The organism is Paraburkholderia phosphatilytica (assembly GCF_003443895.1).
Lineage (GTDB): Bacteria > Pseudomonadota > Gammaproteobacteria > Burkholderiales > Burkholderiaceae > Paraburkholderia > Paraburkholderia phosphatilytica.
Genome location: NZ_QQOA01000002.1, coordinates 39,955 through 60,833, shown reverse-complemented (window position 1 = coordinate 60,833; position 20,879 = coordinate 39,955). Strand labels below are relative to the sequence as shown.

The 20,879-nt window shown below is 65.5% G+C and carries 22 protein-coding genes; 21 read left to right on the top strand and 1 reads right to left on the bottom strand.

All coding sequences use genetic code 11. The features are described 5' to 3' along the window. Positions 1–251: 251 nt before the first annotated feature. From DVS29_RS02085 to DVS29_RS02020, 14 genes are all read left to right on the top strand, one after another. Positions 252–449 (top strand): Flp family type IVb pilin, encoded by a 198-nt coding sequence (locus tag DVS29_RS02085; RefSeq protein ID WP_118178789.1) that lies wholly within the window; start codon positions 252–254, stop codon positions 447–449. 129 nt (positions 450–578) lie between these two features. Next, complete coding sequence (locus tag DVS29_RS02080) at positions 579–770, top strand: Flp family type IVb pilin (protein ID WP_240655426.1); 192 nt, start codon at positions 579–581, stop codon at positions 768–770. A gap of 180 nt (positions 771–950) precedes the next feature. Next, complete coding sequence (locus tag DVS29_RS02075) at positions 951–1,511, top strand: A24 family peptidase (RefSeq protein WP_118178788.1); 561 nt, start codon at positions 951–953, stop codon at positions 1,509–1,511. Between the two features lie 39 nt (positions 1,512–1,550). Further along, positions 1,551–2,378, top strand: a complete 828-nt coding sequence (cpaB, locus tag DVS29_RS02070) for a Flp pilus assembly protein CpaB (protein WP_118178787.1) — start codon at positions 1,551–1,553, stop codon at positions 2,376–2,378. A 114-nt stretch (positions 2,379–2,492) separates the two neighbouring features. After that, positions 2,493–4,337 carry a type II and III secretion system protein family protein gene (locus DVS29_RS02065; RefSeq protein WP_118178786.1) on the top strand — a complete coding sequence of 615 codons (1,845 nt, stop codon included), beginning with the start codon at positions 2,493–2,495 and terminating at the stop codon, positions 4,335–4,337. 22 nt (positions 4,338–4,359) lie between these two features. Further along, positions 4,360–4,674, top strand: a complete 315-nt coding sequence (locus DVS29_RS02060) for a hypothetical protein (RefSeq protein WP_118178785.1) — start codon at positions 4,360–4,362, stop codon at positions 4,672–4,674. Positions 4,675–4,696: 22 nt separating this feature from the next. Further along, positions 4,697–5,971, top strand: a complete 1,275-nt coding sequence (locus tag DVS29_RS02055) for a pilus assembly protein TadG-related protein (RefSeq protein WP_118178784.1) — start codon at positions 4,697–4,699, stop codon at positions 5,969–5,971. Between the two features lie 40 nt (positions 5,972–6,011). Beyond that, a complete protein-coding gene (locus tag DVS29_RS02050; RefSeq protein WP_118178783.1) occupies positions 6,012–6,464 on the top strand; it encodes a TadE/TadG family type IV pilus assembly protein in 453 nt (150 codons plus the stop codon). Further along, complete coding sequence (locus tag DVS29_RS02045) at positions 6,461–6,925, top strand: TadE family protein (RefSeq protein WP_118178782.1); 465 nt, start codon at positions 6,461–6,463, stop codon at positions 6,923–6,925. Before DVS29_RS02050 ends, DVS29_RS02045 begins: the two co-directional genes overlap by 4 nt. A gap of 29 nt (positions 6,926–6,954) precedes the next feature. Further along, entirely contained in the window at positions 6,955–8,133 is a 1,179-nt protein-coding gene (locus tag DVS29_RS02040) for a CpaE/TadZ family protein (RefSeq protein WP_118178781.1), read from the top strand. A gap of 17 nt (positions 8,134–8,150) precedes the next feature. Then, positions 8,151–9,518, top strand: a complete 1,368-nt coding sequence (locus tag DVS29_RS02035) for a TadA family conjugal transfer-associated ATPase (RefSeq protein ID WP_118179053.1) — start codon at positions 8,151–8,153, stop codon at positions 9,516–9,518. Between the two features lie 38 nt (positions 9,519–9,556). Further along, a complete protein-coding gene (locus DVS29_RS02030) occupies positions 9,557–10,534 on the top strand; it encodes a type II secretion system F family protein (protein WP_118178780.1) in 978 nt (325 codons plus the stop codon). 47 nt (positions 10,535–10,581) lie between these two features. Beyond that, on the top strand, positions 10,582–11,556 hold the full coding sequence (locus DVS29_RS02025; protein ID WP_118178779.1) for a type II secretion system F family protein: 975 nt from the start codon (positions 10,582–10,584) through the stop codon (positions 11,554–11,556). 55 nt (positions 11,557–11,611) lie between these two features. Then, positions 11,612–12,319, top strand: coding sequence for a methyltransferase family protein (locus DVS29_RS02020; protein ID WP_118178778.1), 708 nt, complete (start codon positions 11,612–11,614; stop codon positions 12,317–12,319). 18 nt (positions 12,320–12,337) lie between these two features. Here DVS29_RS02020 and DVS29_RS02015 read toward each other — a convergent pair whose 3' ends face one another. Further along, a complete protein-coding gene (locus tag DVS29_RS02015; RefSeq protein WP_118178777.1) occupies positions 12,338–13,234 on the bottom strand; it encodes a LysR substrate-binding domain-containing protein in 897 nt (298 codons plus the stop codon). A 112-nt stretch (positions 13,235–13,346) separates the two neighbouring features. Here DVS29_RS02015 and DVS29_RS02010 point away from each other — a divergent pair, with 112 nt between their 5' ends. The 7 genes from DVS29_RS02010 (at position 13,347) to DVS29_RS01980 (ending at position 20,876) form a co-directional block, all read left to right on the top strand. Next, positions 13,347–13,937 (top strand): LysE family translocator, encoded by a 591-nt coding sequence (locus DVS29_RS02010; protein ID WP_118178776.1) that lies wholly within the window; start codon positions 13,347–13,349, stop codon positions 13,935–13,937. Between the two features lie 259 nt (positions 13,938–14,196). Beyond that, the gene (nadC, locus tag DVS29_RS02005) at positions 14,197–15,033 is read left to right on the top strand and encodes a carboxylating nicotinate-nucleotide diphosphorylase (RefSeq protein WP_118178775.1); all 837 of its coding nucleotides are present in this window, start codon (positions 14,197–14,199) and stop codon (positions 15,031–15,033) included. Positions 15,034–15,036: 3 nt separating this feature from the next. Then, positions 15,037–16,845, top strand: coding sequence for a phosphonate metabolism protein/1,5-bisphosphokinase (PRPP-forming) PhnN (phnN, locus tag DVS29_RS02000; protein ID WP_118178774.1), 1,809 nt, complete (start codon positions 15,037–15,039; stop codon positions 16,843–16,845). Between the two features lie 162 nt (positions 16,846–17,007). After that, positions 17,008–18,369 carry an MFS transporter gene (locus tag DVS29_RS01995; RefSeq protein ID WP_164707827.1) on the top strand — a complete coding sequence of 454 codons (1,362 nt, stop codon included), beginning with the start codon at positions 17,008–17,010 and terminating at the stop codon, positions 18,367–18,369. Positions 18,370–18,559: 190 nt separating this feature from the next. Next, positions 18,560–19,312 (top strand): FRG domain-containing protein, encoded by a 753-nt coding sequence (locus tag DVS29_RS01990; RefSeq protein ID WP_240655424.1) that lies wholly within the window; start codon positions 18,560–18,562, stop codon positions 19,310–19,312. Between the two features lie 75 nt (positions 19,313–19,387). Further along, a complete protein-coding gene (locus tag DVS29_RS01985; protein WP_118178771.1) occupies positions 19,388–19,831 on the top strand; it encodes a MarR family winged helix-turn-helix transcriptional regulator in 444 nt (147 codons plus the stop codon). Positions 19,832–19,976: 145 nt separating this feature from the next. After that, on the top strand, positions 19,977–20,876 hold the full coding sequence (locus DVS29_RS01980; RefSeq protein WP_124800584.1) for a hypothetical protein: 900 nt from the start codon (positions 19,977–19,979) through the stop codon (positions 20,874–20,876). Positions 20,877–20,879 lie beyond the last annotated feature (3 nt).

The window sequence follows — 20,879 nt, the reverse complement described above, 5'->3', positions numbered from 1 at the left end:
GAGCGCTATGTTCCGTCGAACACATCGTTTGGTAAGACTTTTTTGCAGGGCGCCTTCGGGCAGACAGGTTTCAGGTGACGCAGGGTTGACGGGGAATTCACCCCTCGTCGCGTGAAAACTTCGTCACGTATCGGTCCGCATGACGGTGCGTGGCGAAGTCCGGGAACAGCGAGGGGCGGCGCAGACCGCGATCGAGGTTTTCGCAGGGGAAAAAAATCGAAGTTCTTCAACCTTTCTTAAGGAGTACAGATATGAAAGTCGCTCAATCGATTCGCGCATTCGCCCGTGATGACAGCGGTGTAACGGCCATGGAATACGGCATGATCGCCGGCTTCCTGTCGCTCGTGATCGTGGCCGGTCTTACTGTGGGTGGCCCGGCGCTTAAGGCCATCTTCAACTCCATCGGTGCCCAGCTTGCTGCCGCGCAGGCGGCGATGACCGCGGCCTGATCTGCCGCTCAGGCAGAACGGGCGGATGGTTCCCGCGACCGCGGCAGTCGAGGGCTGCGGAAGGGCACGGCACCCGTCGCGGGGACTGTCTGTCGACCGTATGCGTTGACTGCTCGAAGGAGTACGGAGATGCAATTCACACAGATGATCCTTGACCTTGTCAAGGAAGAAAACGGCGTAACGGCCATGGAGTACGGGCTGATCGCAGGATTCCTGTCGCTCGTGATCGTGGCAGGTCTCACCGTGGGGAGTCCGGCGTTGCAGGCGATGTTCAACTCGATTGGCGCGTCTCTGACGAACGCGCAGGCTGCGGCGGCTTAAGGCCGCGGATTGGAACTGCTTCGTCAGCGGGGCAGTTCCATCCGGATCAAACCGGAGCGGCAGTCGACACTGCTGGCCGGATAGCAAAGAACAGCACGCCGGCTCGATACAACAGGGGCCGGCAACGGGAAGCGACAGCGTGTGCCTTGCGCAACGCTGCGAACAGTGTCGGGGGACGCGATGAACGCTCTGCAATTTCCGGTCGGCTTGTGCCTGCTGGCGCTCGTGGTCGCAGCGTCGTGGACGGATCTGCGCGCGCGCCGCATCCCGAACGCGCTGGTGCTGACGGCGGTGGCGATCGCGTTGCCGGTGCAGTGCTGGCTGCACGGTTGGGGCGAAGGTTTCCATGCGTGGTGGAGCGGTCTGCTGACCGGCGGCGGCTTCCTGCTGCCGATGTATCTGCTGCGCGCGATGGGCGCGGGCGACGTGAAGCTGATGGCCGCGGTCGGCGCGCTCACCGGCGCGGCGGTCGCGTTCCGCATCGCGCTGCTGACGTTCATCGTCGGCGGAATCTGGTCGCTCGCGGCGATTGTGGCCGGCAGGAAAGTGAAGCCGGCGCTCGCGAATCTCGGCAGCATGCTGTGCGCGTGCATCGGCCGCGTCAGCGCGGCACATCAGGAACAGAAAGCAGGCGACGGGGCCAGCGTCGGTTCGTTGCCGTTCGCAGTGGCGATTGCACTGGGAACGGTGGGTGGAATGGCTCTGCAGACGGCAGGTGTGCCATTCGGCATGCCGCTCTGACGGGCGAAGAACGATTCGGGGATAGAGGAGAGGGCAATCATGAAAAATGCACGCGCACTGCTGATGCTGCTGATCGCGGCCATCGCGGGTCTCGTCGGTGTGGCGATGGCGTCGCGTTGGATCGTCGACCGTTCGTCGGGCACCACCGAGAAAGTGGCGGTCGCCGCGATCGACGTGAATCTCGGCCAGCGGCTCAATCCGGAGTTCATCAAGATGGTCGACTGGCCGGCGGGCAGCGTGCCGCCGGGTGCGTTCACGAGCGAGGACAAGCTCGAAGGTCGCGTGCTCAAGACGACCGCGCTGCGCGGCGAGCCGATCCTCGAGGGCAAGCTGAGCCCGGTCGGCACCCAGGGCGGGCTGTCGGCGGTGATCGAGGAAGGGCACCGCGCGATCACGGTGCGGGTCAACGACGTGATCGGCGTCGCGGGCTTCGCGCTGCCGGGCAACTATGTCGACATCATCGTCAGCACGCAGAAGGACAAGGGTAACGAGAAGTCCGACAAGGAAGAGACGATCTCGAAGATCGTGCTCGAAAAGATTCTCGTGCTCGCGGTCGCACAGGAAGTGGGCCGCGACGAGACCAAGCCGAAGGTCGTCAACGCGGTGACGCTCGAAGTGACCCCTGCCCAGGCGGAAGAACTCGATCTCGCGCGCAGCGTCGGCACGCTGTCGCTCGTGCTGCGCAATCAGGTGGACAGCGCGACGCAAACCACCGATGGCGCAACCAAGCTCACGCTGTTCGGCCAGCCCGCGCCCGCCGCCGCACCGAAACCGGCCGTACGTCCCCGCGTGATCGCACGCGTGGCGGACAAGCGCGACTGTGTCGGCGTGCTGTCGGGCACCCTCAGCAGCCTCGAATGCTTTTGATCATGCTTCGACGCCTGCATAGCGGGCGCCGCAAAGAATGGAACAACCAGAAAGACCACCCAGGCGGCCCGGCCGTCTGACAGCGGGAAACAGGGATAACGGGGGAACCACGCAATGAACACCACACAGCAATTTCGTGCGAGCATGCCGGCGCAGCGCGGTGTGCGAGCAGCGGTCGTCGCCGGCACCGTATGTGCGGGACTGCTGACGGCGCACGGCGCCGCCGCGCAACAGGCAGGACACGCACCGCAGCCGATGACCATCAGCATGGCGCCCGTGCCAGCAGCCGCCGCGGGCGGTGTCGCGGCAGTGCCGGTGCCGATGCGCGGCCCGAACTGCTCGGGCGAGATCCGCCGGCAATCGAACGTGCTCGTCGCGGTCGGCAAGTCGGAGCTGATCCCGCTTGCCGAGCCGGTGCGCAACCGCTCGATCGGCAATCCGACCATCGCGCAGGCGTCGCTCGTCGCGCCGCGCACGCTGTACGTGGTCGGCTTGAACGTCGGCACGACCAATATGATCGTCGAGGGCCGCAGCGGCAACTGCCAGATCATCGACGTGACGGTGAACATCGATCCCGACGGTGTGCAGCAGTCGATCGCGCAGCTGATGCCCGACGAGCGCGGCATCCGCGTGTCCACCGCAGCGGGCAACCTCGTGCTGTCCGGGCATGTATCGAGCGGACCAGCCGCGCAGCAGGCGATGGAAATCGCCCGCGCGTATGCCGCCGCGCAGCCGACCCAGCAGTCGCAGTCGGCATCGGGCAGCTATGGCAACGGCACGAGCGTGAGCCAGCAGATGAGCAGCACGACGAAGCCTTCGGACGTGCTCAACATGATGGTGGTGGACGCGCCGCAGCAGGTGATGCTCGAAGTGAAGGTAGCCGAAGTATCGAAGACGCTCATCAAGCAGCTCGGCTCCGCGGTCAACATCCAGGGCGGCTTCGGTTCGTGGACCGGCGCGCTGGTGTCGAACCTGCTCGCGGGCGTGACGAGCGGCTTCGTCGCGAACAAGGCGAACAACAGGCCGTTCAACCTCGCGGTGGACGCGCAGAAGACCGACGATCTCGTGAAGATCCTCGCGGAGCCGAACCTCGTGACCGCGAGCGGACAGGAAGCGTCGTTCCTCTCCGGCGGCAAGATCTTCATTCCGGTGCCGCAGAGCAGCAGCGTCGGCTACACGTCGGTCACGCTGCAGGAAGAGGAGTTCGGCGTTGGCCTGAAGTTTACGCCGACCGTGCTCGCGAACGGCCACATCAGCCTGAAGGTCGCGCCCGAGGTGTCCGAGCTTTCGCCGACGGGCGTCACGCTGAGCGCGTCGAACGTCAGCGGTGTGTCGATCATTCCGCTGATCACGACGCGGCGCGCGTCGACTGTCGTGCAGATGGCCGATGGCGAATCGTTCGCGATCGGAGGCCTGATACAGAGCAACGTGACGGGCGCGCTGAAGGCGGTGCCGGGCCTCGGCGAAGTGCCGGTACTCGGCGCGCTGATGCGCAGCACGTCGTTCCAGCAGGATCTGACCGAGCTCGTCTTCATCGTCACGCCGCATCTCGTCCAGCCGTTGCGCACCGCGAACCTGCCGCTGCCCACAGACAGCTTCTCGCAGCCGAGCGATGCCGACGTCTACGCGACCGGCAACATGGAAGGCCGCCATCCGAAGTCGGTTCCGAACCCAGCGGCCCCCATGGCTCCGGCGAACGATCTGGCGCCAGCCATGCCGCAACCTGTGCCGCCTGCGCCTGCCGCATCGCCCGCACCCGTCTCGCAGGAACCCGTGCGCCCTGCAACCATCAGCACGCTCCCGCCCGCGGGGCCGGAAGCACCACGGCCCACGTCGAACGACGACCAGCGCATCGCGCGGATCGAGCACGACGCGGCCCGTCTCGCCCGTCTTGCCGGAACGCAACCGCAGGACGACAGCACCGCGCAGGACGCGACGAATCACGCGTCCGTCCATTGAGCGAACGTCGAAGGAGACTCTCATGAAACTCGTACCTGTCATCTCCGCGCGCCGTGTCGCGCTCGTCATCGCGGCATGCGTGCCGATGAGCGGCTGCATGTCCAGCACGCCGATCTGGGACGCCCATTTCGGCGAAGCCGCGCGCAGCGTCGCAGCGGCGCAGATTATCCATCCCGACGCGCCGGAAGGTCCGGCCACACCTGGCGGCATCGACGGCAAGGCCGCTGCCGCCGCGATGGACAACTACGACCGCTCGTTCGTCCAGCCAACGCCATCGCAGAACGTCTATGTGATCGGCGTCGGCAACGGCAGTAGCGGCGGCTCGGGCGGTCAGTAAGCGTCAGCACGGGGAGACGACGATGCGTCGCGCAATCAGGCCAGCCCGCCGTCATGCGGGCCGCGAAAAGCAGCAGGGCGCCGTGGCGGTCATGGTCGCGCTGTCGCTCGTGCTGCTGATCGGATTCACGGGACTGGCGCTCGATGTTGGCAAGCTCTATATCGTGCGCAGCGAGCTGGCGAACGCGGCGGACGCCTGCGCGCTCTCCGCGGCGCGGGACCTGACCGGCGCCGTCGGGCTGACGACGCCGGAAGCGGCCGGCATCACCGCAGGCGAGCAGAACAAGGTGCTGCTGCAAAGCCAGGCGACGTCGCTCGCGGTGAACAGCAACGTGATGTTCAGCAAGACGTTCGGTGGTCCTTTTCAGATCAAGACCAGCTACACGACCTCGGATCTGCCGCAGATCGCGTACGTGCGCTGCACGGTCACGCAGCCGGGCGTCGCGAACTGGTTCATGAGCGTGGTGTTTCCCACGCTGGCCACGTCTACCGTCGCCGCCACCGCGGTCGCGTCGACGACCCAGGCGCAGACCACCTGCGCACTGCCGATGTACGTGTGCAAGCCGCCGTCGCCCGCTACCGTCAACGTGTACGACTGGCTGTGCAGCAAGGTCGGCTCGACCTCGCCCGCGCCGTGCAACAAGATCAGCGGCAACTTCGGCTGGATCGATCTGGGGCAGGGCAACGGCGCAAGCGCGAACGCCGCGCTGTTCTCCGGCCCCGGCCAGTGCAACCTGCCGACCTCGACCACGCTCACCACAAGTCCGGGCATGCAGAACTCGGTGCCCAACGCGTACAACACGCGCTTCGGCATCTATGCCGGCGGCCAATACAAAGGACCTGCGGATGGTCCGTCGGATTTCACCGGCTACGCGTACACGAACACGTGGCTCAGCGCAGGCAATTCGCAGCAAAGCAGCTTCACGGATTTCCTCGCCGAGCGCCAGAAGTTCACGCCGTATCAGGGCGACTCGGCCGCGAATCTCTATACCGGCACCTCCAGCCCGCCGTCGTCCAGCTACTACACGCAGGGCGCGGACCGCCGGCTCGCGGTGATCCCGATCGTCGACAACTGCTCGGGGCTCAACGGCAACACGAGCGTGACCGTCAGCGAGTGGGCGTGCGTGCTGCTGCTGCATCCGATGACGACCAACTCGAACAAGGACCCGATGCAGGGCATCACGATGATCCAGTACCTGGGGTCCGCATCGAACGCTGGCACGCCGTGCGCGACGCAGGGCATTCCCGGCAGCACCTCGCTCGGCATCGGGCCGAAGGTGCCGGTACTCGTGCAATAGGAGCAAGATCGTGCGCCAACGCCATATCCGTCTTCGCCGCATGCAGGGCGCTGTCGCGATCGAATTCGCGTTCCTCGCGATCCCGATGGTGCTGCTGCTGCTCGGCATCGCCGAGTTCGGCCATGCGTTCTACCAGTACAACACGATCGACAAATCGGTGCGCGACGCGGCGCGAATGCTGTCGTCGTACAGCCCGCTGCAGCCCGACTATCCATCGGCCGCCGCGCAGTGCCTCGTCGTCTACGGCAACACCGGCTGCAGCGGCTCGCCGCTCGTCAACGGTCTCACTACCGGCATGGTGGTGGTGTGCGACCAGGTCAACACGACCGGCTGCAGCGGGCAGTACAAGAACGTGCAGACGGACCCGGGCGGCGACACGATCAACCTGGTGCAGGTGAAGGTGACCGGGTATCCGTACGCGCAGATCACGGGCTATTTCAACCTCGCCGGTCTGATCTTCGGCGACATCAGCTGCACGATGAGGCAGGCATGAACACCACCTTGATTCGACAACGCAGATACCGGCGGCGCGAACGCGGCGTGGCGGCCGTCGAATTCGCGCTCGTCGCGCCAATGTTCTTCATGCTGCTGATCGGCATCATGGAAATGGGACGTGTACTGTTCTACTGGAACTCCGCCGCAGAGGCGACACGCTTCGGCGCGCGCGTCGCAGTGGTGTGCGACGTCAACGCGAGCCAGTCATCGACCAACCCGGTCGTGAAGGACATGCAACGCATCCTGCCGGTGCTGCAGCCGTCTAACGTGACCGTCGCCTATTCGCCGTCGGGCTGCGATGCGACTTCGTGCGTGTCGGTCACGGTCAGCGTCGCGAATATCAACGTGAACACGCTCGTGCCTTTCGTGCCGTTTTCGGTGGTGCTGCCGTCGTTCTCGACGACCTTGCCGCGCGAAAGCCTGAGCAGCCAGGGCGGCACCAATCCGACCTGCAGCTAACCACAGGCCGATGCCCGGAGGACGCCAACATGATCGCCATTCTCGCCATCTCACCGGACCCCGCGCACGCGGGCGAGATCGGACGCGCGCTCGCGGGCGCCGATTCGCACTATCAGGTGCGGACCTCGCACGCGTCGCCTGCGGATCTGTGCTCGCACAAACAGGAACTCGACGGCGTCGACCTGCTGCTCGTCGACGGCGCGCGGATGCGCGCACAGGATTTCGACGCGCTCGGCTCGCTCACCGCGCGGCACGCGAGCGTGACCTGCGTGCTGCTGACGCCGGAGCCGTCGGCAGACGTTGCGCTTCGCGCGATGCGCACGGGCGTGCGCGACGTACGGCAATGGCCCGCGCCGCGCGAAGAACTGCAGCACGCGATCGCGGAAATCGCCGACCGCATCCAGGGTGGCCGCCGCGCGGCGAAGGTGATCTCGTTCGTGTCGTGCAAAGGCGGCAGCGGCACCTCGTTTCTCGCGGCGAACCTCGGCTTCGCGGCGTCGGCCGCGGGCAGGCAGGCGCTCGTGATCGACCTGAGCCAGCAATACGGCGAAGCCGCGTTCCTCGTGACGGAAGCGACACCGCCCGCGACGATCGCCGACGTCTGCATGCAGATCGACCGGCTCGATCCAGCGTTTCTCGATGCGTGCCTCACGCGCGTGAGCGAGGGTTTCGACGTGCTGGCCGGCGCGCCGGACCCCGCGCGCGCGAAGGAAATCAAGCCCGAGCACCTGCAGCGCATCGTGCAACTGGTGCGGCATCGCTACGACCTCGTGATCTTCGACATCGGTCAGACTATGAGCAACGTGTCGATCGCCGCGCTCGACGTCAGCGAAGGCATCCTGCCGGTCGTGCAGCTGAGCCTGCCGTACCTGCGCGGCGCGCGGCGGCTGCTCGACATGTTCCGCTCGCTCGGTTATGGCAACGACCGCATCCGGCTGGTGGTGAACCGCTATCACCGCAAAGGGCCGCTCGGTCTGCCTGAGCTTGAGAAAACGCTCGGCATTCGCGTGCAAAGCGTGATTCCTGAGGATAGCGAATCCGTATCGGAGTCGATCAACCAGGGCGTGCCGATCCTGCGCCTCGCGCGCGGCAGCGGCGTTGCCAAAGGCCTGAGCGCGCTCGCGCTCGGCATTCTGCCACAGCAGGAATCCAGTGGTGACGGCTTGCTGGGCAGACTGTTTCGCAGGCCGGCGGCGGCACGGGCCTGATTCGAGAGGAGATGAACATGGAAAACGTGACCACTTTGCGCGAGCAGTTCTTCCAGGACGGCGACGCGTCCTTGCGCGACGAAAACGGCGCCCGGATGCGGATGGCGAGAAAGGCCTACCAGGAGATGCGTCGCAACGTGCATCAGACCATCATCGAGCGGGTGGAGCTCGAAAAGCTGCAACGCCTGTCCCCGGACAAGATCCAGCATGAGATCGCGCGGCTCGTCGAGCACATCGTCGACGAGGAGAAGATTCCCGTCAACGAAGTGGAGCGGCGTCATCTGATCCGCGACGTGCGCGACGAGATGCTCGGCTTCGGTCCGCTCGAGCCGCTGCTCGCGGACCCGACCATATCCGACATTCTCGTGAACACCAGCCGGCAGGTGTACGTGGAGCGGCGCGGCAAGCTCGAACTGACCGACGTCACGTTCTACGACGACGGTCACCTGATGAAGGTGATCGAGAAGATGGTGTCGAACGTGGGGCGCCGGATCGACGAATCGAACCCGATGGTCGACGCGCGTCTGCCGGACGGCTCGCGGATCAACGCCATCATCCCGCCGTCCGCGATCGACGGGCCGTTGCTGTCGATCCGCCGTTTCGCGGTGAACCCGCTGACCATCGACGACCTGATCGGCAACCAGAGCTTCACGCCGCAGATGATCCAGATGCTCGAAGCGCTGGCCGCCGCGAAGGTCAACATGCTGATCTCGGGCGGCACCGGCAGTGGCAAGACCACGCTGCTCAACGTGCTGTCGGGCTGCATTCCTTCGTACGAACGCATCGTGACGATCGAGGACGCGGCCGAACTGCAGCTGCGTCAGGCCCACGTGCTGCGGCTCGAAACCCGTCCGCCGAACATCGAGGGCAGGGGCGAGATCACGCAGCGTTCGCTGGTGCGCAACGCGCTGCGGATGCGGCCGGACCGCATCATTCTCGGTGAGGTGCGCGGCGCGGAAGCGCTCGACATGCTGCAGGCGATGAACACCGGCCACGAAGGTTCGCTCGCCACGATCCACGCGAACACGCCGCGCGACGCGCTGACGCGCCTCGAAAACATGGTCGCGATGGCGGGCCTGAGCATGCCGCAGAAAGCCGCGCGCCATCAGATCAGCTCCGCGATCACTGCGATCGTCCAGGTCGCGCGACTGACCGACGGCAGCCGGCGGATCACGAGCATCCAGGAAATCACCGGCATGGAAGGCGAGGTGATCAACATGCAGGAGATCTTCGCGTTCCGGCGCACCGGCGTGGACCGTAACGGCAAGGTCAACGGTTATTTCGCCGCGACCGGCGTGCGGCCGAACTTCTCCGACCGGCTGCGCGAATTCGGCGTGCCGGTGCCGGACGATCTGTACGACCCGGCGCGGCGTCTGATGGCGTAGCGCGCGGTCATTCGACACAGACAGAAGAGGGGAGCGTCGTGAACTTTTTCTTCTACGGATTTGCCATCCTCGTGTTCTTCTCGATCACGCTGATGATCGAGTCCGGCTACCTGTGGTGGCGCAGTCATCACAGCAACGCGGCGAAGCGGTTCGGCAACCGCATCCGCACGATCGGCGCGGAGGGAACCGCGGGGCAGCACGCTGTATCGATCCTCAAGGAGCGCACGCTCAGCGCATCGCCGCTCGTCGATCGCGCGCTGCAGCGCATCCCACACATTCAGGCGCTCGATGGGCGGCTCGTGCAGTCGGGCCTCGACTGGTCGATGGAGCGCTTCATTCTCTACACGATCTGTCCGCCCGTCATCGTGTTCTGCGTGGGCAGCCTGTTTCATGTGCCGATGCTGCTGCTGATCGCGCTGATGCTGTTTTCCGCTGCCGCGGCGCCGTTCCGCGTGAGCCGCGCACGGGAGAAGCGGCTCGCGAAGATAGAGGAACAGCTGCCCGAAGCCGCGGACATGCTGAGCCGCACGCTGAAGGCTGGTCACTCGTTTACGACGGCGCTGGGGATCGTCGGAGACGAGATGCCTGATCCGATCGGGCGGGAGTTTCGCATCGTGTTCGACCAGACGAGCTTCGGCGTGCCTTTAGGCGATGCTCTTGGCGATCTGGCCGCGCGCGTGCCGCTCGCGGACCTGCGCTACTTCGTGATCGCGGTGCTGATCCAGCGCGAGAGCGGCGGCAACCTCGCGGAGATTCTTGGCGGCATCGCGCAGATCGTGCGCAGCCGGCTCGCGCTGCTCGGCAAGGTGAGGGCGCTCTCGGCGGAAGGACGGCTCTCGGCCTGGATACTCGGGCTGATGCCGTTCGGCCTCGGCGGGTTGATGTCGATCATCAACCCCGAGGTGCTGCCCGTGCTCTGGAACGACCCGGCCGGCCAGAAAATGGTGGAGGGATCGCTGGTTGCGATGATGTTCGGCTTCGTCTGGATGCGGCGGATCATCCGCATCCACGTGTAGCGCTCGGGAATGCCGATGAACTCTGCGGAACGAAAAGAGGTGAAATCATGCCGGCGATGACCACCGTGCAACTCCTGCTGCTGGGCGCGGTTTTCGTGATCGTGCTGACGGTCACGTTCGCGGCGCTCGCGATCCTGACGCCAAACTCGGTGCAGCGACGGCTAGACCGCCTGCAGAGCGCCGCGCGCACGCCGTCGGATGAAGAGCCGCGCGACACGCAATGGGTCGAGCGGATCGTCGAGGCGTCGAAGCCGTTCGCGAAGCTGTCGGTCCCGAAAGAGGGCTGGGAACAGTCGGCGCTGCGAACCCGCTTCATGCATGCTGGCTGGCGCGACCCGTCGGCGCCGGCGCTGTACTTCGCCGCGAAAACGCTCCTGATCTTCGGCGTGCCACTGACGGTGCTGGTCGCGGTCGGACCTTACCTCGCGGGTCAGGAGAGCTATCTGCTGATCGGTCTCGTGCTGGTGCTGGCCGCGCTCGGCTACTACGCGCCGAACCTGTATCTCCGCCACCGGGTGAAACAACGCCAGCGCGTGATCTTCGAGGACTTCCCGGACGCGCTGGATCTGCTTACGGTCTGCGTGGAAGCCGGGCTCGGTCTCGATGCGGCGATCGTGAAAGTCGCGGATGAAATCCACATCAAGAGCCCGAAGCTCAGCGAAGAGTTCGAGCTGCTGACGCTCGAACTGCGCGCCGGTTTGAGCCGCGACAACGCGCTGAAGAACCTCGCGATGCGGACCGGCGTGGACGACCTGAACGTGCTGGTCGCGATGCTGATCCAGACCCAGCGATTCGGCACGAGTGTCGGCGACTCGCTGCGCGTGCATTCGGAGAACCTGCGCCAGAAGCGCCGGCTGCGCGCGGAGGAGGCCGCGGGAAAGATCGCGGTGAAGCTGCTGTTTCCGCTGATCTTCTGCATTTTTCCGTCGCTCGTACTGGTGCTGCTCGGACCGGCGTTCATCCAGATACTGCGCCAGTTGCTGCCGGCGATCGGCACGCAGATGGGCATTGCGGTGCCTTGATTGTGCGTGGGACGCGGCGGAACGCATAGATCCATAGTCAGGAAAGGAGAGCACCATGAATGGCATCAGCGGCGCACCGGCCGCGCACGCGATTGCACCGACCGCGACCATCGGGCTGGCTGAGGCGCCGGAACGCATTCGCGTTTCGCGTGTGCCGAACGTGCTGCTCGAACTCGTGGCGCGCGGCTCATCGGCGTTTCTGCTCGGCACCTTCGCATGGTTCGCGATCGTGCACTGGCGCGCGGACCCCGCCCGCATCACGCTGCTGCTGCTCGTGGTGGCTGAATGCCTGACCGTCGGGCTGGCGCTGTTCGCGCGGGTGCCGGTACGGCGCGACTGGACGCCCATCGCGTTCGTCTGCGCGATCTGCGGCACGTACTACTTTCTCGCGATCCGGCTGACGCCGGGCGTGCGGCTCGTGCCCGAGACGGTCGGCGCGACGCTGCAGGTGATCGGCATCGGCTGGCAACTCGCGGCGAAGGCAACGCTCAGAGCGTCGTTCGGCATTCTGCCGGCGAACCGCGGCGTCGTCTCCGGCGGCCCGTACCGCCTCATGCGGCACCCAATGTACTTCGGCTACTTCGTCACGGACCTCGGTTTCCTGCTGACCAGCTTCGGGCTGTGGAATCTCGTCGTCTACGGGGTCCAGTTCGCGCTGCAGGCAGGTCGTATCGTGCGGGAAGAGCGGTTGCTTGCCGCTGATCCGAACTATCGCGCGTACAAGGCGCGGGTGAAGTTCCGGGTGCTGCCGGGGCTGTTTTGAAGAGCGATGGATCGCTCTTCAAACGCTATACGCGATGCAATCTTCGCTAGCGGTGGCCACTGAGTCGTTCGACATCGATTCACGTACATGGCGCGCGAATGCCTGCGCCGCCGGCTGTACCGTTGCGGGCAATAGCAGGCAGATCGCGACCCGAAGCAACACAGGCAAGCCGGCTGCCTGAGGCGTGAGCGTCTCCAGATCCGCCGGCACCGTGGAGACGAGCCAGGCCGTGACCGCAAGACCTGCACGTACCGTCGCGGCGGTCGCTTCAATGTTGCCGCTCTCGAACATCGAGCGCCACGCAATGCCTCCGTCCTCGAGCGCGCGGAGCACCAATGGACGGAACGCGCAACGTCCATCCACCATCGACAGCGGCAACGGGCGCTTGCGCCACGCATCGCTGCCGCGCCCGTTGACCCACACCAGCGGCTCGATGCGGACCACTTCACCTTCGGCTTCGCTCGCGGGACATTCGACCAGCGACACGTCCACACGGCCGCTGTCGACTGCGTCACGCAGTTCCGGCGACGCCGCGCACACCAACGAAACGTCGACGTGCGGATGCGCTTCGGCGAATGCCTTCATCGCGGGCCCGATCTGCGTCACGAGATCGTACGGCACGCCCACGCGCAGGACGCCGCGCAATGGCTGGCCCGTCACGTCGGCCCAGATTTCGTCGTTCAGCTGCAGCAGCTTGCGCGCATTCACGAGAAACTGCTCGCCGTCGCGCGAAAGCTCCAGCCTGCGCGTCTTGCGCACGAACAGCAGGCGATCCAGCACGTCTTCCAGGCGTTTCACCTGCTGGCTCACGGCGCCTTGCGTCATGTGCAGCAGATTCGCAGCGACCGTCATGCTGCCGCTATCGGCGACAGCAACGAAGGTACGGATCAGATCGAGATCGAGGTTCGGGTTCATTCAGGCCTCGTTCACGCATTAAGCGGCGTAATGGACCGCATCAATATTATTAGCTTTTGCGACGCGTTGCAGATTTGTACAGTGCACCTCTCACTCATCCGGATGCACACCGATGACCTCGATCCTGCCGCTTCTGCTGTTCGTCGCCGTCGCGACCGTGACGCCCGGCGGCGCGACCACACTCGCCACCGCATCCGGCGCGCGCTTCGGTTTCATACGGTCGATTCCGCTGATGCTCGGCATCGCGATGGGCCTCGCGTTGCTCGCCGCCGTCGCCGCGCTCGGGCTGAGCGGTCTGCTGCTCGCGATGCCGTCGCTGCAAACGGCGGTGAAGGCGATCGGCTCCGCGTATCTGCTGTGGCTTGCATGGCGTATCGCGCACAACGGGCCGCCGCACACGAGCGACGGTCCAGCGCGTCCTGTCACGCTCGTGAGCGGCGTCCTGCTGCTATGGCTCAACCCGAAAAGCTGGGCGATGACGGTCGGCGCGGCGGCTTCGTTCGCGCTGCTCGCAAGCAGTCCGCACCGGCTTGCGATGCTGCTCGGCACGGCCTTCGGCGTGGCCGCGTGCATCTCGCTCGCGCTGTGGTGCGCGCTCGGCGTGCTGCTCGCGCGGCTCTTTCGGACGCCTCGCCACTGGCACATCCTCAATCTCGCGATGGGCGCGCTGCTCGCCGCATCCGTCATTCCGACGTGGAGATAGAACGGCGCTGCCTGGTCGCGCCCGCTCGGGACGCACTAAACAAGCGTACACACTTTATTTAGCAATCTGTCTAACAGCCGGACCCAGGAAACCCGCAGACACTTTCAGCAAATAGCTGGAATGGTTAACCCCGATGCTCAGCAAGCGATAAATTCTTGTTGCGTATTTTTTAAGTGTGTACGCTATGAATCACAGGTTCCGCTGCTGGCTTCGCGGAGCGGATTCGTGCGCCTTCCAAATACCCGACTGGGGGACTGATATGTACGATCGCTTTGCTGTTGACCGTTTGATCGACCTTTGGCTGACTGAAGACATCGGCTATTGCGATCTGACCGCGCAAACCATGATCGATGCCGATGCGACGAGTGCCTTTGCGATGAACGCGCGCGAGCCGTTGATCGTCGCCGGCATCGACGTCGCGGCTCGCATCTTCGAACGCTACGACCCCACGCTCAAAATCGACAAGCGCCTGAACGACGGCGCGCACGCGGAACAGGGCGCGATCCTGATGACAGTCAGCGGCAACGCGCGCAGCCTGCTGACGGCCGAGCGCACGGCGCTCAACATCGTGCAGCGGATGTCCGGCATCGCCAACCTGACCGCGCGCTACGTGAAGGAAATCGAAGGCACCAGGGCGCGTCTGCTGGACAGCCGCAAGACCACCCCGGGCCTGCGGATGCTGGAAAAGCACGCGGTAGCGTGCGGCGGCGGCCTGAACCACCGTCTCGGCCTCGACAACGGTGTGATGATCAAGGACAACCACATCGCCGTCTGCGGGAGCATCAAGGCGGCGGTCGCGCGCGCACGCAAGACCGTGCCGATGCTCACGAAGATCGAGGTGGAATGCGACCGCCTCGATCAGGTTGCGGAAGCACTCGAAACGGACGTCGACGTGATCATGCTCGACAACATGTCGGTGCCCGACATGCGTCACGCGGTCGAACTGATCGCGGGACGCGCGAAGGTCGAAGCATCGGGCGGCATCCGGCTCGACACGATCCGTGCGGTGGCGGAGACGGGCGTCGACTACATCTCCACCAGCAAGATCATGCAGGCGGCGCCCGCAGTCGATATCGGCCTCGACGAAGCCGAGTAAGCGATGCCCGCCTCTGGCGTTTTCTTCTTCGTGGTCGGGCCGAGCGGAGCAGGCAAGGACACGCTGATCGACGGTGCGCGCGCCGCGTTCGCCGCGCGCGACGGCTTCGTATTCGCGACCCGCACCATCACGCGCCCGAGCGGCGCGCCCGGCGAAGCCCACATCGGCGTCACCGAAGCTGAATTCGCGACACTGGAAGCGACGCAGCGCTTTCTGATCACGTGGCATGCGCACGGTCTGCGCTACGGACTGGCCGCGTCGCTCGTCGACGATCTGAACGCGGGCCAGCATGTGATCGCGAACGGCTCGCGCGCCGCGATTCCGCTCCTGCAGGGCTGCGTATCGAAACTCGTCGTGATCGAAGTGACGGCGCCTGCGGGCGTGCTCGCCGCGCGCATCGCATCGCGCGGCCGCGAAACCGCCGCGGAGATCGCGGCGCGGCTGGCGCGCGGCGTCGCGCCAATGCCCGACGGCATTCGCGCGATCAAGGTCATGAACGACGGCAGCGCCGCGCTCGGTATCGAACGCTTCGTCGCGACGCTCGAAGCGGTCGCCCATGAACGCGCGGACGTGACACCCAGCGCCGGCTGGGACGATTTTCTCGCGAAGCGCGCCGGCGCGACGCTCGACGAAGCCGCGTACCGGCGTCTCGTCGACAGCATCGCGGCGCAACGCTTCACGCACGACGAATCCGCGGACATCCTGCGGGTGCTCGTCACCCAGCTGCAGGACGCCGAAGTCGGCGCGCTCGCGCGTGCGCGTACGCGCCGCATGCCGCGGCTCGACTGGGGCGAGCCGATCGTCGTCGACAAGCACTCGATGGGCGGCGTGCCCGGCAGCCGCATCACGTTGATCGTGGTGCCGATCGTCGCGGCGTTCGGGCTGCTGATGCCGAAAACGTCGTCGCGCGCGATCACGTCAGCAGCCGGCACGGCCGACTCGATGGAGGCGATTGCGCGCGTCGATCTGGACCCCGCGGAGGTGCGCCGCGTTGCGCACGCGGCGCGCGGCTGCATCGCGTGGAATGGCCGCCTCAATCACTCGTTCGTCGACGACGTGACCAACGCGATGGTGCGGCCCCTGCAGCTCGACACGCGGCGCTGGTCGGTCGCGTCGATTCTCTCCAAGAAGTATTCGGCAGGCGCGACGCACGTCGTGATCGATCTGCCGTATGGCCCTTATGCGAAGCTTCGCGACGAGCGCGAGGCGCGCGAGCTCGGCGACTTGTTCGAGCAGGTTGGCGCGGACCTGGGCATGATCGTGAAAGCGGTGCCCACCGATGGCCGCGAACCGATCGGTCGCGGCATCGGCCCGGCGCTCGAACTGCGCGATGCCTGCGCGGTGCTCGACAACGACGCGCATGCGCCTACGGATCTGCGCGAGAAAGCGCTGCGCTTCGCGGCGTACATTCTGGCGTGGTCGCCGACAATCGGCACGGTGCAGCAAGGCAGCGTTATCGCGGCGCAGTTGCTCGCAAGCGGCGCGGCACGTCGCGCGTTCGACCGGATCGTCGATGCGCAGGGCCGCATGACGCGCGTCGAGCCATCGGCATGCTGCACGGACGTCGTCGCGGAAGAGGGCGGCATCGTCACGCAGATCGACGGCTGGGCGATCGGCGGCGTCGCGCGGGACGCAGGCGCGCCCGCATGCAAGGGCGCGGGCGTGGACCTGCTGGTGCGCGTCGGCCAGCGGGTGTGCGCGGGCGACACGCTGATGCGCATCCATGCCGCCGATGCCGCGACGCTCGCTGCGATCGCAAGCGATGCGCGCGCGCAGCAGGCGATCGCGATCGGCGTGACGACGGAATCCTGACCGCGGCACGCGCATGCAATGCATGCACGCTGTAGCAGGTAGTAGTGGAAGCGGGTGAGCGGGGAGCGTTACGGAACGAGGCTTCGGCTGTCGTGCGGCCGGAGCGACGATGGTCGGTGACCGATGCGCCGCACGAGCGCGCTACACGCATGGGAGCGATTCATGTTGCACAACGTCAGCAATCTGCGCTGGAAGATCGTCGCGTTTCTCATTGCCCCGATTACCTTCGTGATGACGCTCGACCGCGCCGCCATGACGGTGGCCGCGCCGACCATCCAGAAAGAACTCGGGCTGTCGATCGTCGAGATGTCGATGATCCTCACGGTCTACTTCTGGGCCTATGCGGTCGGCCAGATGCCTGCGGGTCGAATGGCCGAGAAGATCGGCTCGCGCAAGGTGCTGTTCGGCACGAGCGCGCTATGGTCGCTGATGATGATCGTGACGCCGTTCGGCGCAACCTTCTCGTGGCTGTTCGGATGCCGGCTGGTGCTGGGCGGCGCGCAGTCGGGCGACTGGTCGAGCGGGGTGGTCGCGATCAAGCGCTGGTTTCCGCGCGCGGAACGCGCGAAGGGCAACTCGGTGCTGCTCGCCGGTCTCTATCTCGGCCCGATCATCTCCGCGCCGCTGACGGCATGGACGATTGCAGCGTTCGGCTGGCATACGGTGTTCTACGGCTTCGGTGCGCTCGGTCTCGTGCTCGGCGCGATCTGGTGGATCGGCTTTCGCGACACGCCTGCCGCGCATCCGCTGATCACGCAGGATGAGGCCGAATTCATCGCGGCCGGTCAGCCCGCGGACAATCCGCCGGTTCGCGGCGCATTCCTGCGCTGCTTCGGTCAGCCGCGCTTCTGGGTGTTCGGCATCCAGTACTTCCTGCTCGTGCTGATCCAGAGCTTCTACACGACGTGGCTGCCGACCTATCTGATGCGCGCCCGCGGACTGTCGCTCAAGGCGATGGGCATGTATGCGTCGCTGCCGTGGATCGCGGTGTTTCTCGCGGTATTCGTCGCGGGCTATATCTGCGACCGGATCCTCAAACGCACCGGCTCGATTTACTGGGCGCGCACACCGGTTGCGATGATCGGCTTCATCGTCAGTGCGGCGGCGCTGATCGGCGCGTCGCGCGCGAGCACGATCCCCTCGGTCATCGCACTGCTGTGCCTGTCGTTCGCGGCGGTCGGCTTCGTGCAGGTGGTGGTCTGGTCGGCCACGCAGGATCTCGGCCGCGAGTTCACCGGCGTGATGTCGGGCTGGACCAACGTGTGGGGCGCGCTCTCCAACGTCGCGGGCCCGGTGACGGTGGCGTACGTGGTGAAAGTGACGGGCAGCTGGGAAAGCGGGCTGTTCCTGATCGGCGTGGCCGCGGGTTGCGGCGCGCTGCTGTGGATCTTCCTGCATCCGGAAAGGCCGCTGCAAGGTCGTGTCGAGGCGGAGAAGACGACGCAGCCGCAGGGCTTCGACGCAGGCGCGACCGCGCGCGAGGGCGGGGCGCGCGTGCAGCCCGCGCGATTCTCGGAGCGCTAGCCGGCGCAACCGTGTTCGACTGCATGGGCGCGCGCCTTGCTAGTTTCATCATTGCGGCAATATAGTCACGACAGCCGGCGCGGTGGATCGCGGGTGGATCAAACTGCTTGCCGGCGGGAACAACGACCCGTGACACCGTCAGTTGGAAGGAGCCATGCAGACGACTGTTCTATCGAGCTGGAGCCAGTTTATGGAACTGACCTCGACGCTCGACGGTTGGGCTTTTCGCGGTCAGCAGACGTCGAGGTGGCTGCTGGAGAGTTCGCTGTCCCGCTATATGCGCGCCTACGTGCTGGACAGGAACGAGTGGCGCGCGCGCGAAGAGCGCGCAATCCGCGTGTTCAGGCGCAAGGCGCACAACTTTCTCGAACACCCGGAACTGCTCGTCAACGACCTGCGATGCCTCGCGCTGATGCAGCACCACGGCGCGCCGACGCGTCTGCTCGATTTCACGAAGAGCCCCTTCGTCGCGGCATTCTTCGCGCTGGAACGCGCCACCGACGATTCGGCCATCTTCGCGCTCAACACGCCGGCGCTCTGGAACAACCGCGCGCTGCCGAGGGCGAAGCCCGGGTTGACGCGCGACGTGATCGATCCGCGCGTGGAAGGGCATTTCGACCAGTACTTCTTCTGCAACACGAACGAGGTCATCTGGTTCGGCGAGCCGACGGAGATGGATGACCGGCTCATCGCGCAGTCCGGCACGTTCGTGGTGCCTGGCGTGATCGACCGGCCGCTGCAGGAGATTCTCGACGGCTACGAGACCTCCGAGGAGCTGCTGCACAAGATCGTGCTGCCGTTCAGCGTGCGCGTCGACGCGATGAAATGGCTGTACCGGATGAATATCACGAACGCGTCGCTGTTTCCGGGCCTCGACGGTCTTGCCCGTTCCATCGGCGTCGAGCTCGAGATCGTCTGGCCGGGCATGACGCAGCCACGCTGACGTGTCCGTGGGCTCCCGCTGGCTTTACGGTGTGTTCCCCGATTATTCCCCGTTGTGTTCCCAACCCGCACGTCCATGACGACACAGAAAGACCCATACGACTTTCACGACCAGATCGGTCATCTGCTGCGCCGCGCGTATCAGCGGCACGTCTCCATCTTCCAGGAGGCCATCCCGGACTCGGATCTGACCGCGGCGCAGTTCGTGACGCTATGCGCGGTCATGGAGCAGCGCTCATGTTCGCTCAACGACATCGTGAAGACGACGTGGATCGATCAGGCGACGATCCGTGGCGTGGTGGACCGTCTGAAGTCCCGCGCTTTGATCGAAGTGAACGCGGATCCGGAAGACGGCCGCAAGCTCGTCGTGCGTGCGACGGCGGCCGGCATCGCGCTGATCGAACGTACGATTCCGTTCGCCCAGGAAGTCACCGAGCGCACGTACGGCTCGCTCAATCCGGCTGAACGGATCGCACTGCTGTTCCTGCTGCGCAAGATGATGGAGGCTGACGGAGAGTAGCGGAGATGGGAGCAGTTGGGGATGCGATCAGTTATCCAGCCCCCGGTAAATCTCCAGTTGCGAGGACGGATTTGATCTGGTTAATTGGCAATTGGGTTGCAAGTCCAAACGGATGTTTGAGCGCCTCGCACATCTTGGACCGATCATGTTCGCCACGCGTAGAGGGTTCACTGCTTTGTTATGTGCGGGTGCGGCATGCGGCACGTTTGCGCTGTGGCGCTTCGACGTCGCGTCGACGCTGCGGACATGGCAGGGCTCGCAGCACCAAACCGCTTACCCGGTTCGCGATCGGCGTGAAGCGCGTGGCTTCTTCGAACGAGTCGACTTCGTTCTCGAGACCGCATCGCAGCCCAAGGCCGATGACGCGCAAAAGAAGCGCAAAACCCAGGAACGCCGCGCCGCCGCACCCAAGGTGGCCTCGGGCGGCAGCACCAGCGCACATGGTCCGGTTCAGTCCGGACAACCCGCGCCGTCCGACGCACAGCATCCATCGAAGGACACCGCTACGCCTCCCGCGATGCAGGACGCGCAGCAGGGCAAACGCGCTGCCGTAGCGGAGGGTGCATCGACGTCGCCAGCGCAACTGCAACCACCATCGGCGTCCGCACCCGCGCAGGCAATCCCCGGTCCGACGGCTTCGATCAACAGAGAGAACCCAGCTGCGCCTCTGCACCCGCCGGGTTCGTCGCTTCCGAGACTCACCCGGGCGGAGTTGCTGAACCTGTTGCCCGGCGCCGCGGTGTCGCGAATCAGTCTCTCGGGCGATTACCGCCGTTGGACCAACAAGCCGGACGGCACGCTGACCGCCTACTGGATGCGCGGCGACCCGTTCAAACGGCTGCGCGCTGCCAATGGTCGCTGGAGTATTTCCGCCGATGGTCGCTTCTGCCTTCACATCGATTGGGATGGCGACATCGAGGACTGGTGCAGATTTCTCACGCGCATGCCCAACGGCAAATACCAGCCGATTGCCGACAACGCGGGCACCAGCTGGACACCACCCCAAGGCGAAGACGAATGGCGCCCGATGGAGATCAAGCGCTAGCCT

Excerpts from the sequence above, each read along its gene's own strand:
- DVS29_RS02085 (WP_118178789.1), top strand. The coding sequence starts at position 252 with ATGAAAGTCGCTCAATCGATTCGCGCATTCGCCCGTGATGACAGCGGT.
- DVS29_RS02080 (WP_240655426.1), top strand. The coding sequence starts at position 579 with ATGCAATTCACACAGATGATCCTTGACCTTGTCAAGGAAGAAAACGGC.
- DVS29_RS02075 (WP_118178788.1), top strand. The coding sequence starts at position 951 with ATGAACGCTCTGCAATTTCCGGTCGGCTTGTGCCTGCTGGCGCTCGTG.
- cpaB (WP_118178787.1), top strand. The coding sequence starts at position 1,551 with ATGAAAAATGCACGCGCACTGCTGATGCTGCTGATCGCGGCCATCGCG.
- DVS29_RS02065 (WP_118178786.1), top strand. The coding sequence starts at position 2,493 with ATGAACACCACACAGCAATTTCGTGCGAGCATGCCGGCGCAGCGCGGT.
- DVS29_RS02060 (WP_118178785.1), top strand. The coding sequence starts at position 4,360 with ATGAAACTCGTACCTGTCATCTCCGCGCGCCGTGTCGCGCTCGTCATC.
- DVS29_RS02055 (WP_118178784.1), top strand. The coding sequence starts at position 4,697 with ATGCGTCGCGCAATCAGGCCAGCCCGCCGTCATGCGGGCCGCGAAAAG.
- DVS29_RS02050 (WP_118178783.1), top strand. The coding sequence starts at position 6,012 with ATGCAGGGCGCTGTCGCGATCGAATTCGCGTTCCTCGCGATCCCGATG.
- DVS29_RS02045 (WP_118178782.1), top strand. The coding sequence starts at position 6,461 with ATGAACACCACCTTGATTCGACAACGCAGATACCGGCGGCGCGAACGC.
- DVS29_RS02040 (WP_118178781.1), top strand. The coding sequence starts at position 6,955 with ATGATCGCCATTCTCGCCATCTCACCGGACCCCGCGCACGCGGGCGAG.
- DVS29_RS02035 (WP_118179053.1), top strand. The coding sequence starts at position 8,151 with ATGGAAAACGTGACCACTTTGCGCGAGCAGTTCTTCCAGGACGGCGAC.
- DVS29_RS02025 (WP_118178779.1), top strand. The coding sequence starts at position 10,582 with ATGCCGGCGATGACCACCGTGCAACTCCTGCTGCTGGGCGCGGTTTTC.
- DVS29_RS02020 (WP_118178778.1), top strand. The coding sequence starts at position 11,612 with ATGAATGGCATCAGCGGCGCACCGGCCGCGCACGCGATTGCACCGACC.
- DVS29_RS02015 (WP_118178777.1), bottom strand. The coding sequence starts at position 13,234 with ATGAACCCGAACCTCGATCTCGATCTGATCCGTACCTTCGTTGCTGTC.
- DVS29_RS02010 (WP_118178776.1), top strand. The coding sequence starts at position 13,347 with ATGACCTCGATCCTGCCGCTTCTGCTGTTCGTCGCCGTCGCGACCGTG.
- nadC (WP_118178775.1), top strand. The coding sequence starts at position 14,197 with ATGTACGATCGCTTTGCTGTTGACCGTTTGATCGACCTTTGGCTGACT.
- phnN (WP_118178774.1), top strand. The coding sequence starts at position 15,037 with ATGCCCGCCTCTGGCGTTTTCTTCTTCGTGGTCGGGCCGAGCGGAGCA.
- DVS29_RS01995 (WP_164707827.1), top strand. The coding sequence starts at position 17,008 with ATGTTGCACAACGTCAGCAATCTGCGCTGGAAGATCGTCGCGTTTCTC.
- DVS29_RS01990 (WP_240655424.1), top strand. The coding sequence starts at position 18,560 with ATGGAACTGACCTCGACGCTCGACGGTTGGGCTTTTCGCGGTCAGCAG.
- DVS29_RS01985 (WP_118178771.1), top strand. The coding sequence starts at position 19,388 with ATGACGACACAGAAAGACCCATACGACTTTCACGACCAGATCGGTCAT.
- DVS29_RS01980 (WP_124800584.1), top strand. The coding sequence starts at position 19,977 with ATGTTCGCCACGCGTAGAGGGTTCACTGCTTTGTTATGTGCGGGTGCG.